The organism is Saccharopolyspora antimicrobica, assembly GCF_003635025.1.
GTDB lineage: Bacteria > Actinomycetota > Actinomycetes > Mycobacteriales > Pseudonocardiaceae > Saccharopolyspora > Saccharopolyspora antimicrobica.
This window is the reverse complement of the sequence record NZ_RBXX01000002.1, coordinates 3,839,909-3,853,346: the sequence shown is the minus strand read 5'-3', so window position 1 is coordinate 3,853,346 and position 13,438 is coordinate 3,839,909. Positions and strand designations below refer to the sequence as shown.

Annotated in this window: 7 protein-coding genes and 3 rRNA genes; 3 read left to right on the top strand and 7 right to left on the bottom strand. The window is 64.1% G+C overall.

Annotated elements, in window-relative coordinates; translation table 11 throughout:
• Positions 1-89 precede the first annotated feature (89 nt).
• A complete protein-coding gene (locus ATL45_RS18775; protein WP_093157956.1) occupies positions 90-890 on the top strand; it encodes an SCO4651 family lipoprotein in 801 nt (266 codons plus the stop codon).
• Positions 891-942: 52 nt separating this feature from the next.
• On the opposite strand, the gene ATL45_RS18770 is transcribed toward ATL45_RS18775, so the two are convergent.
• Positions 943-1,434: a DUF6912 family protein gene (locus tag ATL45_RS18770; RefSeq protein ID WP_093157957.1), complete on the bottom strand. Its 492-nt coding sequence runs from the start codon at positions 1,432-1,434 to the stop codon at positions 943-945.
• Positions 1,435-1,514: 80 nt separating this feature from the next.
• Positions 1,515-2,951: a WS/DGAT/MGAT family O-acyltransferase gene (locus ATL45_RS18765; protein ID WP_093157959.1), complete on the bottom strand. Its 1,437-nt coding sequence runs from the start codon at positions 2,949-2,951 to the stop codon at positions 1,515-1,517.
• Between the two features lie 81 nt (positions 2,952-3,032).
• On the opposite strand from ATL45_RS18765, the gene ATL45_RS18760 reads away from it, so the two are divergent.
• A complete protein-coding gene (locus tag ATL45_RS18760) occupies positions 3,033-3,794 on the top strand; it encodes a TrmH family RNA methyltransferase (protein WP_093157960.1) in 762 nt (253 codons plus the stop codon).
• Positions 3,795-3,948: 154 nt separating this feature from the next.
• Here the strand turns inward: ATL45_RS18760 and rrf are convergent.
• The 4 genes from rrf to ATL45_RS18740 form a co-directional block, all read right to left on the bottom strand.
• Positions 3,949-4,065 (bottom strand): 5S ribosomal RNA (gene rrf / locus ATL45_RS18755).
• 131 nt (positions 4,066-4,196) lie between these two features.
• A 23S ribosomal RNA gene (locus ATL45_RS18750) occupies positions 4,197-7,269 on the bottom strand.
• A gap of 220 nt (positions 7,270-7,489) precedes the next feature.
• Positions 7,490-9,011, bottom strand: a 16S ribosomal RNA gene (locus tag ATL45_RS18745).
• The 16S, 23S and 5S rRNA genes sit together here, the layout of an rRNA operon.
• A gap of 501 nt (positions 9,012-9,512) precedes the next feature.
• Complete coding sequence (locus tag ATL45_RS18740; protein ID WP_093160561.1) at positions 9,513-9,932, bottom strand: HAD-IA family hydrolase; 420 nt, start codon at positions 9,930-9,932, stop codon at positions 9,513-9,515.
• Positions 9,933-10,045: 113 nt separating this feature from the next.
• On the opposite strand from ATL45_RS18740, the gene ATL45_RS18735 reads away from it, so the two are divergent.
• Entirely contained in the window at positions 10,046-10,414 is a 369-nt protein-coding gene (locus tag ATL45_RS18735) for an Rv3235 family protein (RefSeq protein WP_093160536.1), read from the top strand.
• On the opposite strand, the gene secA is transcribed toward ATL45_RS18735, so the two are convergent.
• Positions 10,415-13,279, bottom strand: a complete 2,865-nt coding sequence (gene secA / locus ATL45_RS18730; protein WP_093160533.1) for a preprotein translocase subunit SecA — start codon at positions 13,277-13,279, stop codon at positions 10,415-10,417.
• Positions 13,280-13,438 lie beyond the last annotated feature (159 nt).

Below are 13,438 nucleotides of genomic sequence, written 5' to 3'. Positions count from 1 at the left end.
AGCCCACATTCGCCCCGAAAGCACAACTGACCGGATCAACGCGCTGCTACGTTCCGAGTATTGATCTGTCCATTCAGAGAGGACCACTCGTGCGTCGCATCGCCACCGCCCTCACCGCTGCCGCGCTGGCAGCCACCCTCGGGGCGTGCAGCCAGGGCGGAACGCCCGCCGGAACGCCCGCTGCCGGGGACAACGCCCCGATCAAGGACATCTCGTCGCTGGTCAAGACGGCGAAGACCAGCATGGACGAGAAGAAGACGGTCACCGTCTCCTTCGAGGGCACCGGGCCGATCGCCCAGCTGTACGCCAGCATGAAGTGCGAGGTGGACGTCGAGAAGACCTCGATGGGCTGCACCGGCGGTCCCTCCGAGATGGTGGTCACCACCGACGGCATCTTCATGAAGAGCCCGCAGCTGGCGCAGCTCGGCGGCGACCCGAGCAAGCCGTGGGTGAAGGTGCCCGCGAACGACGAGATGGCCCAGCAGTTCGGCGAGCTGGGCAAGATCGGCGACTTCGAGGCCATGCTGCCCGCCGGCTCCACCATCACCTCGACCACCGAGGAGCAGGTCGACGGCAAGGACGCGACCCGCTACGAGGTCACCACCGACCTCCAGCAGGCGTCCGCCAACGCCAGCGGGGCCCAGCAGGCTGGCCTGAAGATCATGCTGGACTCGGGCGTCACCGAGCTCAAGCAGACCGTCTGGGTCGACTCCGACGGGCTGCCGGTGAAGATCGACTCGACCACGCCAGCGCTGAAGTTCCAGGGTCAGGAGATCCCGGAGAGCCAGCTGAGCATGCGCTACTCGGACTGGGGCAAGCCGGTGCAGATCACCGTGCCGCCCGCCGACCAGGTCCAGGACATGCCGAGCATCCCGGGCATGCCCGGCTGATGCCGGTCGGCGTCCGCCGGGCGGTCCGGCACCGCCCGGCGGACGCACCGCACTACATGAGCTCCAGCAGGAACGGCACTTCCTGCGGCGCGTACCAGGCGAGTTCGTGGTCCTCGGCGTCGCCGAGCGCAAACTCCGCATCCGGATCGCCGAGATCGGCGGCGTCGATCACCTCCGCCGCCGCGCGCACCGCGTCCTCCGCTTCCGCCGCGTCCACGTGCACCGCGGCGATCTGCTTCCACTGAACCGGCCCGGAGACCTTCACCACCGCGTGGTCCAGGTCCGGGCGCAGCGTCACCTCGTCGACGTCGGCGGAGATCACGACGCGGCGCAGCTCCGGCTTCTCCTCACCGGCGATCAACCGCAACGACGCACGCGCGGCCTCCCGCATCGCGGCGTACTCGAGCTCTTCGGTGTCACCGCTGGCGTAGGACTCGCGCAGGGCGGGCGTCAGCGCGAACGCGGTTCCTCCCAGCGGCTGCAGCTGCTTCTCTTCCGCCAGTTGCCGAAGCATCGGCAGCGTGGCAGGCAGGTAAACCCTCATGCCTCGACCATCCTCATCATTTCCTCGACTGCCACTGCATCACCGACAAGGCTCGCAGAACGTGCGGTGCGGGCAGGCCCTCACCCCTCGACCGTGCCGATCATCTCGTCCACCGCTTCTCCGATCATCGCCGCCAGCACGTCCACATCGGGCATCGCGTCCCGATCGGCGTTGAGCCCGAAGTAGACGCCGCCGTCGTAGGAGGTCACCCCGACCGCCAGCGACTGGTTCTTCGCCAACGGCACCACCGGGAACATCTCCACCATCCTCGCCCCCGCTGCGTACAACGGCACCTGCGGTCCGGGAACGTTCGTCACCAGGACGTTGAACAGCCGGTCCGAGAGCTGGTTGGCGACACGCGCGCCGAGGGCGTGCAGCGTCGGCGGCGCGAACCCGGACACCTTCGCCAGCGCGCCGGCCGCCACCGACTGGCCGGACTCGGCGTGCGCCCGCATGGCATGGCTGACCTGGTGCAACCGGACCGTCGGGTTGCCTTCGCCGACCGGCAGATCCACCAGGTACGCCGAGACCTTGTTGCCCACCGAGCCGACCGGCAGGCTGCCCGTCTCCGGGTAGGTGGCCCGCGCCTCGGCGTCGTCGGAGCGCACCGACACCGGGACCATCGCGCGAACCGTGGTCGACGGCGCGACCACTTCACCGCGCGACATCAACCAGTTCCGCAGCGCGCCGGTGACGACCGCCAGCACCACGTCGTTGACCGTGCTGCCGTGCGCCCGCCGGACCGCGCGGAAGTCGTCGAGCTTCGCCCGCGCCACCGCGAACCGGCGCTGCGTCGAAGTGGGCGCGTTCAACGGCCCGCTGGGCGCGGGAACCACGGCGGTGCGCAGGGCCGAAGCCACCCCGCCCAACGCGCGGGAGACCTTCTGCACCGTGGCCGTCACGTCCACCATCGCCGCGCGGACGTTCTCGACCACCTCGCCCGGCCGCTGCACGGCATCGGTCACCGCCTCCACCACCAGCTCGGCGGCGCTCGGCTCCGGGCGCGGCATCCACAGCTCGTCGAGATCCGGGATCTCCCGGTTGCGCGCCACGTCGAAGATCACCTGGCCGATGTCGATCGCGCCGATGCCGTCCACCATCGCCTGGTGCGTCTTGGTGATCACGGCGACCCGGTTCTTCGACAGGCCCTCCACCAGGTACACCTCCCACAACGGGCGGGTGTGGTCGAGCTTGCGCGACATCAACCGGGCGGCCAGGTCGTGCAGCTGCTCATCGCTGCCGGGCTTGGGCAGCGCGGAACGGCGGACGTGGTAGGTCAGGTCGAAGTCCTGGTCGTCCACCCACACCGGCCTCGCCAACCTGCCCGGGACCTGCTGCACCCGCTGCCGGTAGCGGGGCACCAGACCCAGCCTGCGGTCGATCAGCGACAGCACCCGGTCGTAGTCGAAGCCGCTGCGCGGGCGCCGGAACACCGCGACACCACCGACGTGCATCGGCGTGGTGTAGTCCTCCAAGTAGAGGAAGGACGCGTCGACGGCGGAGAGACGATCGGGCATGCCGCGATCCTGGCACACATCCGCCGGAGCCCGAGGGCTCCAGTCGTCTGCCGCGCCGCACCGCATGTGACACTTGGTTCCGTGACCAGCGAAGTTTCCCCGAAAGACCGATTCCTGACCGTTTACGGCCGCAAGCCGGTGCTGGAGGCGTTGGCCGACCGCGACCTCCGCGTCGACAAGGTGGTCCTGGCCGAGGGCCTGCGGGGACCGGTGATCGAGGAGATCAAGGAGGCCGCGGCCGACCGCGCGGTCCGCGTCCAGCGGGCCAGCGCGCACCGGGTCAAGGTGCTGGCCGGCAACGGCCGCCACGACCAGGGCGTGCTCGCCGATGTGGTCGCCCGCAAGATGCGCCCGCTCTCCGATGCGCTCGAAGACCCGGCCAAGGCCCCGGGCACGATCCTGCTGCTGGACGGGCTGACGACGCCGGCCAACGTCGGCATGATCCTGCGCACCGCGACCGCCGCCGGGATCGACGGCATCGTGGTGCCGCACCGCGGCGTCGCCGGCCTCGATCCGCTGGTCATCAAGGCCTCGGCCGGAGTCGCGTTCCACGCGCCGGTGCTGCGCTCCCGCACCGCGGGCGAAGCCGCGGAGATGCTCAGCGACGCGGGATATCCGCTGTACGCGCTGGAGGCCGACGCCACCGACACCATCTACAACACCGACTTCGGTTCGCGTGCGGTGTTCGTGCTGGGCAGCGAGACCGCGGGGCTGTCCGAGGAGGTCCAGTCCCGGATCGCCCAGCCGCTGGCCATCCCGATGGCCGGCGACGTCGAATCGCTCAACGTCGCCAGCGCCGCCGCGGTGCTCTGCTTCGAGCTCCTCCGCCGCAAGCTGTCCTGACACCGGAAAGCCCGAGATCCTCGTGGCGGGAAACCCGGTCGGCCCGGGTTTCCCGCAGGAAAGCAACCAGCCGCGGATGTTTCCGCGCAAAAGCGAGAGGCCCCTCTTTCATCCGGTCGGAACCGGTGAAAGAGGGGCCTCTCTCTATGTAGTGTGTCGGCGGTGTCTTACTCTCCCACACCCTGTCGAGTGCAGTACCATCAGCGCTGGGGAGCTTAGCTACCGGGTTCGGAATGGGACCGGGCGGACCCTCCCCGCCATCGCCACCGACAACCCTAAAACCCACAACGTGGGCAAACCACAGGTCGTCACCGTATCGATGACACACACATATTCTGTTAAGCCTGACCAACAACCATGGTTGTTGTCTCAGACACCATATAGTGGGTGCGAGCAATCTTCGTGAACAAGTCCTCGGCCTATCAGCACCAGTCAACTCCACACATTACTGTGCTTCCATATCTGGCCTGTCAACCCAGTCATCTACTGGGGGCCTTACCCCACAAAGGGTGGGAGACCTCATCTAGGAACAGGCTTCCCGCTTAGATGCTTTCAGCGGTTATCCCTCCCGAACATAGCCAACCAGCCACGCCCTTGGCAGAACGACTGGCACACCAGAGGTTCGTCCATCCCGGTCCTCTCGTACTAGGGACAGCCTTCCGCAAGTCTCCTACGCGCGCGGCGGATAGGGACCGAACTGTCTCACGACGTTCTAAACCCAGCTCGCGTGCCGCTTTAATGGGCGAACAGCCCAACCCTTGGGACCAACTCCAGCCCCAGGATGCGACGAGCCGACATCGAGGTGCCAAACCATGCCGTCGATATGGACTCTTGGGCAAGATCAGCCTGTTATCCCCGGGGTACCTTTTATCCGTTGAGCGACACCGCTTCCACCAGCCAGTGCCGGATCACTAGTCCCTGCTTTCGCACCTGCTCGACCCGTCAGTCTCACAGTCAAGCTCCCTTATACACTTACACTCAACACCTGATTGCCAACCAGGCTGAGGGAACCTTTGGGCGCCTCCGTTACCCTTTAGGAGGCAACCGCCCCAGTTAAACTACCCACCAGGCACTGTCCCCGATCCGGATCACGGACCCGAGTTAGATGCCCAGAACGACCAGAGTGGTATTTCACCAACGACTCCACACCCACTAGCGTGAATGCTTCACAGTCTCCCACCTATCCTACACAAGCCGAACCAAACACCAATACCAAGCTATAGTAAAGGTCCCGGGGTCTTTCCGTCCTGCCGCGCGAAACGAGCATCTTTACTCGTACTGCAATTTCACCGGGCCTGTGGTCGAGACAGCGGAGAAGTCGTTACGCCATTCGTGCAGGTCGGAACTTACCCGACAAGGAATTTCGCTACCTTAGGATGGTTATAGTTACCACCGCCGTTTACTGGCGCTTAAATTCTCCGCTACACCCTTACGGGTTCACGGGTCCTCTTAACGTTCCAGCACCGGGCAGGCGTCAGTCCATATACATCGCCTTACAGCTTCGCATGGACCTGTGTTTTTAGTAAACAGTCGCTTCTCCCTGGCCTCTGCGACCACCACCAGCTCCCACCGCAAGGGTGTTCACCAGCAATGGCCCCCCTTCTCCCAAAGTTACGGGGGCAATTTGCCGAATTCCTTAACCACAGTTCACCCGACCGCCTCGGTATACTCTACCTGACCACCTGTGTCGGTTTCGGGTACGGGCCATGCACACACTCGCTAGAGGCTTTTCTCGACAGCATGGGATCACTCACATCACCACAACGGCTACGCATCACCCCTCACCCACATGGTGTGCGGATTTGCCTACACACCGGGCTACAGGCTTACACCAGTACAACCACTCACTGGCAGAGCTACCCTCCTGCGTCACCCCATCACTTAACTACCGCCCAATCAGGTCCCATGCATCCTTAATCATCATCCGAAGAATCAGAAAAAGAACGGATGGTTAGTATCAAAGGTTTCGCTATGGACGCGTATGCACGGGTACGGGAATATCAACCCGTTATCCATCGACTACGCCTGTCGGCCTCGCCTTAGGCCCCGACTCACCCTGGGCGGACGAACCTTCCCCAGGAACCCTTGGTCATCCGGCGGAAGAGATTCTCACTCTTCACTCGCTACTCATGCCTGCATTCTCACTCCCACACACTCCACAACACCTTCCAGTGCTGCTTCACCGCGTGCAGGACGCTCCCCTACCCAACAACACTAATGTGCTATTGGCATGGCTTCGGCGGTGCGCTTCAGCCCCGCTACATTGTCGGCGCAGGACCACTTGACCAGTGAGCTATTACGCACTCTTTCAAGGATGGCTGCTTCTAAGCCAACCTCCTGGTTGTCTCAGCGATCCCACATCCTTTCCCACTAAGCGCACACTTAGGGGCCTTAGCCGATGCTCTGGGCTGTTTCCCTCTCGACGATGAAGCTTCTCCCCCACCGTCTCACTGCCACGCTCAACTCAGATGTATTCGGAGTTTGGCTGATCTCAGTAACCCGCGAAGGCCCATCAACCAACCAGTGCTCTACCCCACCCAAGCAACACGCAACGCTGCACCTAAATGCATTTCGGGGAGAACCAGCTATCACGGAGTTTGATTGGCCTTTCACCCCTACCCACAACTCATCCCCCAGGTTTTCAACCCTGGTGGGTTCGGGCCTCCACACGGTCTTACCCGCGCTTCACCCTGGCCATGGGTAGATCACTCCGCTTCGGGTCTACACCACGCGACTCAGACGCCCTATTCAGACTCGCTTTCGCTCCGGCTACCCCCAACGGGTTAACCTCGCCACGCAGCAGTAACTCGCAGGCTCATTCTTCAAAAGGCACGCCATCACAACTGCTAAGGTTGCTCTGACGGTTTGCAGGCACACGGTTTCAGGAACTCTTTCACTCCCCTCCCGGGGTACTTTTCACCATTCCCTCACGGTACTATCCACTATCGGTCACCAGGAAGTATTTAGGCTTAGCGAGTGGTCCCGCCAGATTCACAGCACCCTCCACGGAAACGCTGCTACTCGGGAACACCACCACACACGCCACAACTGCTTTCGCCTACCGGGCTCTCACCGTCTCTGGCCGGCTTTCCCAAACCGTTCAACTAGCAGAAGCAAACGCGCTGGAGACTCGGTAGCGTCTCCCAGCAATGTCCCACAACCCCGCACACGCAACCCCTACCAGGTATCCCACGCGCACGGTTTAGCCTCCTCCGCTTTCGCTCGCCACTACTCACGGAATCACCAGTGTTTTCTCTTCCTACGGGTACTAAGATGTTTCACTTCCCCGCGTTCCCCCTCATACCCTATACATTCAGGCATGAGTAACCCGACATCACTCGGGCTGGGTTTCCCCATTCGGACACCCTCGGATCACAGCTCGGTTGACAGCTCCCCGAGGACTATCGCGGCCTCCCACGTCCTTCATCGGCCCCTGGTACCAAGGCATCCACCATGTGCCCTACATAACTTGGCCACAAAGATGCTCGCACCCACTATACAGTTCTCAAACAACAACCAGAAGACAACACCAAGCGTGTTCTCTCAGATACCCAACAGCGGACCATTTCGCCGCGCTACCAGAGCGCAGAAAGTTAGTGTGTTCCACAATCCATTGAGCGTCACAACACGAGAACATTCGCCTCGTCAGTTGTGAACACTCCCAACCAGTGGTCGGGGTGTTTGTTGCTCCTTAGAAAGGAGGTGATCCAGCCGCACCTTCCGGTACGGCTACCTTGTTACGACTTCGTCCCAATCGCCAGTCCCACCTTCGACCACTCCCCCCACAAGGGTTGGGCCATGGGCTTCGGGTGTTACCGACTTTCATGACGTGACGGGCGGTGTGTACAAGGCCCGGGAACGTATTCACCGCAGCAATGCTGATCTGCGATTACTAGCGACTCCGACTTCACGGGGTCGAGTTGCAGACCCCGATCCGAACTGAGACCGGCTTTAAGGGATTCGCTCCACCTCACAGTATCGCAACCCTCTGTACCAGCCATTGTAGCATGTGTGAAGCCCTGGGCATAAGGGGCATGATGACTTGACGTCATCCCCACCTTCCTCCGAGTTGACCCCGGCAGTCCCCCACGAGTCCCCGGCATAACCCGCTGGCAACGTAGGGCAAGGGTTGCGCTCGTTGCGGGACTTAACCCAACATCTCACGACACGAGCTGACGACAGCCATGCACCACCTGTACACCAACCACAAGGGAAACCCCCTCTCAGGGGCTGTCTAGTGCATGTCAAACCCAGGTAAGGTTCTTCGCGTTGCATCGAATTAATCCACATGCTCCGCCGCTTGTGCGGGCCCCCGTCAATTCCTTTGAGTTTTAGCCTTGCGGCCGTACTCCCCAGGCGGGGCGCTTAATGCGTTAGCTACGGCACGGAAACAGTGGAACCCATCCCCACACCTAGCGCCCAACGTTTACGGCGTGGACTACCAGGGTATCTAATCCTGTTCGCTCCCCACGCTTTCGCTCCTCAGCGTCAGTATCGGCCCAGAGACCCGCCTTCGCCACCGGTGTTCCTCCTGATATCTGCGCATTTCACCGCTACACCAGGAATTCCAGTCTCCCCTACCGAACTCAAGTCTGCCCGTATCCACCGCAAGCCAGGAGTTAAGCTCCCGGTTTTCACGATAGACGCGACAGACCGCCTACGAGCTCTTTACGCCCAATAAATCCGGACAACGCTCGCACCCTACGTATTACCGCGGCTGCTGGCACGTAGTTAGCCGGTGCTTCTTATACACCTACCGTCACCCGAAGGCTTCGTCGATGTCGAAAGAGGTTTACAACCCGAAGGCCGTCATCCCCCACGCGGCGTTGCTGCGTCAGGCTTTCGCCCATTGCGCAAGATTCCCCACTGCTGCCTCCCGTAGGAGTCTGGGCCGTGTCTCAGTCCCAGTGTGGCCGGTCACCCTCTCAGGCCGGCTACCCGTCGTCGCCTTGGTAGGCCACTACCCCACCAACAAGCTGATAGGCCGCGGGCTCATCCTGCACCGCCGGAACTTTCCACACCCCACCATGCGGTGAAGTGTCATATCCGGTATTAGACCCCGTTTCCAAGGCTTATCCCAGAGTGCAGGGCAGATTGCCCACGTGTTACTCACCCGTTCGCCACTCATCCACACCCGAAGGTGCTTCAGCGTTCGACTTGCATGTGTTAAGCACGCCGCCAGCGTTCGTCCTGAGCCAGGATCAAACTCTCCAACAATGCTGTTGAACAATCCCAGCAGACACTCAAACCCGAAGGCGAGCGTCATACTCAAAGAAACCACCAACCAAAACCACGTTTGGTCGGGGGCATTAAAGAACACTAACCAAAACAGTCCGCTGTTGAGTTCTCAAAGAACACACCCACACCATCACCACCGGCCATTTCAAAACCAGCAAGCTCCGGGGAGCATTTCCTCTGTTCGCTTTCGTGTTTACCACTCTAGACCATCCCGTTTTCCGGAGTCAAATCGGGGGGTCACTCTCGTTTCCCGCGTCCAATTCGTTATCTACCGGATATCGAAGCGGTCTGTAGTTTTCAACACGTGCAAGCGTTTCGCATTTTCAAAGTCTTGCCGTTTCGGGCTCACCCACTCTACCACCGTTCGTGGGAGCTTGGTTCGTGACCCCGTGTCAGGCCCGTTCCGGTTTTCCCGGCCCGTGTCGCTCTGACTCGTAGAACTTTACAGACCCCCGAACACCCCCTGAACACCACCCCCCTTTAACCGCGAACCACCAGGTCAGGCGGCAACTGGAGGTCGAAGAGGACGGTCAGCTCGGCGATCGTCGAATCGACGCCCCGGTGGTGCACTCCGACCATTCCCGCGTCCACCGCGCCGACCACGTTCCGCTGGAGGTCGTCCACGAACACGCACTGCCCCGGTTCCAGCCCCAGCCGGCGCGCGGTCAGCAAGTAGATCTCGCGACTCGGTTTCGCGACGGCCACCGCACCGGAGAGCACGACGGTGTCGAAGAGGTCGGCGATTCGCGGGTCCGGCAAGCCGCTGGCGTTGGACACCACCGCGGTGCTGATCCCGCTCCGACGCGCGTGGTGCGCGACTTCGAGCAACGGCGGTGCGCCCGCGCGGCCCCGATCGTCCAGCACCCCGGCGTAGTCCAGCAGCAATCCCCTGAGTTCCACGGGCAGCACGGTAACCCACACGATCAGGCGGTCTGCGGCGAAAAGTGACCTGATTCCGGGGGCAACTTCCTCAGTACTGCGAGGAGTTCTTCCAATTCGGCCCCGGAGGCGCCATGACCGCAGTCCTCACGCTCGACGCACCGATCGCCGCGCTCACCACCGATGATCCCGGTGGGCGCAGCGCCGTCGCCATCGCGACGCACGTCGGCGGGCACGTCTTCGACGTGCTCTCCGGCAGGCGGACCGTGCACGAGATCGGCGAGCACGTGTCCGCGCGGGTGGCCGCACTGCTGCTGACCACCCGGCTGCACGCAGCACAAGGCCCGGAGCACCGGGTGCGTTCCGTGCACGCCTGCCCGATCACCGAGTTCGCGGTGGAGGCGTGCATGGTCGTCGGAACGCACGACCGGGTCCGGGCCTTGGTGCTGCGCGTCGAGCGGGACGGCGAGCGCTGGGTGTGCACTCGCCTGTCCCCTGTCTGATCAGCGCCGGCGGTTCTTCTTCGACTCGGCGCGCTGAGCCGCCCGCCGCTCGCGGCGGGTGCCGCCGCGGGCTTCCGGGCCCTGCGCGTCATCGCTGCTGGTCTCGACACCGCCGGTCTCGTTCGGCCCGGAGTAGTTCAGCCGCTGCTGCTCCGGGCTGCCGAGGCCCTTGCCGCGAAGAGCGCTGGGGACGTTGTCGCCGCCAGCCGCCGGCGCACCGCCCAGCTGGCTCAGCGCCGGTCCCGCGGACGCCGGCCGGGCCCGCTTCGGCTGCGGTGCCGGTGGCGGGGTCTGCTGGACGTCGGGGGTTCCGCTGCCGACCTGGCTCACCGACACCGGGACGGCGGGCTGCTCCGGCGCGGGCTGCGGTTCCGCCGCCTCGACCTGGACGTTGAACAGGAATCCGACGGACTCCTCCTTGAGCGCCTCCAGCATCGCCCCGAACATGTCGAAGCCCTCGCGGCGGTACTCGATCAGCGGGTCGCGCTGCGCCATCGCGCGCAGCCCGATGCCCTCCTTGAGGTAGTCCATCTCGTAGAGGTGCTCGCGCCACTTGCGGTCCAGGACGCTGAGCACCACCCGGCGCTCCAGCTCGCGCATCGCACCGGCGCCGACCTTCCCGTCGACCTCGGCCTCGCGCTTGGCGTAGGCCTCGCGCGCGTCCTCCAGGACGATCTCCAGCAGGCGTTCCCTGGTGAGGTCCTCGTCGGAATCGACGAGCTCTTCCCAGCTGATGCCCACCGGGTAGAGCGTCTTCAGCGCGGTCCAGAGCTTCTCGAAGTCCCAGTCCTCGGAGTAGCCGTCGGCGGTCTCCGCGTCGACGTAGGCGGTGACCACGTCGGTGAGCATGTGGTTCACCTGCTCCTGCAGGTCCTCACCGGCCAGCACCCGGCGCCGCTCGTCGTAGATGACGGTCCGCTGCTGGTTCATGACCTCGTCGTACTTGAGGACGTTCTTGCGGATCTCCATGTTCTGCTGCTCGACCTGGGTCTGCGCGCTGCGGATCGCGCGGCTGACCATCTTGTGCTCGATCGGCACGTCGTCGGGCACCTTGAGGCGGGTCATCACCGTCTCGACCATGGCCGCGTTGAACCGCCGCATCAGCTCGTCGCCCAGCGACAGGTAGAACCGGGACTCGCCGGGGTCGCCCTGGCGGCCGGAACGACCGCGCAGCTGGTTGTCGATGCGCCGGGACTCGTGGCGCTCGGTGCCGAGCACGTAGAGACCGCCGCTGGCGCGGACTTCCTCGGCTTCGGCCTCGGCCTGCGCCTTGATCTTCTTCACCACCGCGGGCCACTCGGCCTCGTACTCCTCGCGGTTCTCCACCGGGTCCAGGCCGCGGGAGCGGAGTTCGGCGTCGGAGAGGTGGTCGACGTTGCCGCCCAGCACGATGTCGGTACCGCGACCGGCCATGTTGGTGGCGACGGTGACGGCGCCCTTGCGGCCGGCCTCCGCGATGATCGCGGCCTCGCGCGAGTGGTTCTTCGCGTTGAGCACGCTGTGCGGGATGCCCCGCTGGGTCAGCAGCTTCGACAGGTACTCGGAGCGCTCGACGCTGGTGGTGCCGACCAGCACCGGCTGCCCGGCCTGGTGGCGCTCCTCGATGTCCTCGGCGACCGCCTCGAACTTGGCGGGCTCGGTCTTGTAGACCAGGTCCGGCTGGTCCATGCGGGCCAGCGGCTCGTTGGTCGGGATCGGCACCACGCCGAGCTTGTAGGTGGTGTGGAACTCGGCCGCCTCGGTCTCGGCGGTACCGGTCATGCCGCCGAGCTTGTCGTAGAGGCGGAAGTAGTTCTGCAGCGTGATCGTGGCCAGCGTCTGGTTCTCGGCCTTGATCTCGACGCCTTCCTTGGCCTCGATCGCCTGGTGCATGCCCTCGTTGAAGCGGCGACCGGCCAGGATGCGGCCGGTGAACTCGTCGACGATCAGCACTTCGCCGTCGCGGACGATGTACTCCTTGTCGCGGTGGTAGAGCTCCTTGGCCTTGAGCGCGTTGTTCAGGTAGCCGACCAGCGGGGTGTTCGCGGCCTCGTAGAGGTTCTCGATGCCGAGCTGGTCCTCAATGATCGAGACGCCGTCCTCGGTGACTCCGACGGTGCGCTTGCGCTCGTCGACCTCGTAGTGCTTGTCGCGCTCGAGCATCGGGGCGAGCCGGGCGAACTCCTGGTACCAGCGGGACGACTGGTCCGCGGGGCCGGAGATGATCAGCGGGGTCCGGGCCTCGTCGATCAGGATGGAGTCGACCTCGTCGACGATGGCGAAGTTGTGCCCGCGCTGCACGCAGTCGGCGAGGCTCCAGGCCATGTTGTCGCGCAGGTAGTCGAAGCCGAACTCGTTGTTCGTGCCGTAGGTGACGTCCGCCGCGTAGGCCTTGCGCCGCTGCTCCGGGGTCATCTCGGAGAGGATCGCGCCGACTTCCAGGCCGAGGAAGCGGTGCACGCGGCCCATCCACTCGGCGTCGCGGCGGGCCAGGTAGTCGTTGACCGTGACGACGTGCACGCCCTTGCCGGTGATCGCGTTGAGGTAGGCGGGCAGCACGCAGGTGAGGGTCTTGCCCTCACCGGTCTTCATCTCGGAGATGTTGCCCAGGTGCAGCGACGCACCACCCATCAGCTGCACGTCGTAGTGGCGTTGGCCGAGCGTGCGCTTGGCCCCTTCGCGGGCCACCGCGAAGGCCTCAGGCAGCAGCTCGTCGAGCGATTCCCCGTCGGCGTGGCGGCGTTTGAACTCGTCGGTCTTGCCCCGCAGCTCGGCGTCGGACAGAGCGGCGACGTCTCCTTCGAGCTCATTGATGTGCGCTGCGATGCCGCGCAGGCGCTTGAGCATCTTGCCCTCGCCGGCGCGGAGCAGTCGGGACAGGACCATCCGGTCGACCTCACTAGCTGATCGTGACGCGTCCGTCACGGACGCTTTGTGGCCATCGTATTAGAGCTGGTGGCGAGAACCGGTCATCCGGTGCTGTCGGATGGCGGCCCCTCACACGCAGCTGTCCCCCGCGGACCACGGTACGCGGGGGACAGCCGT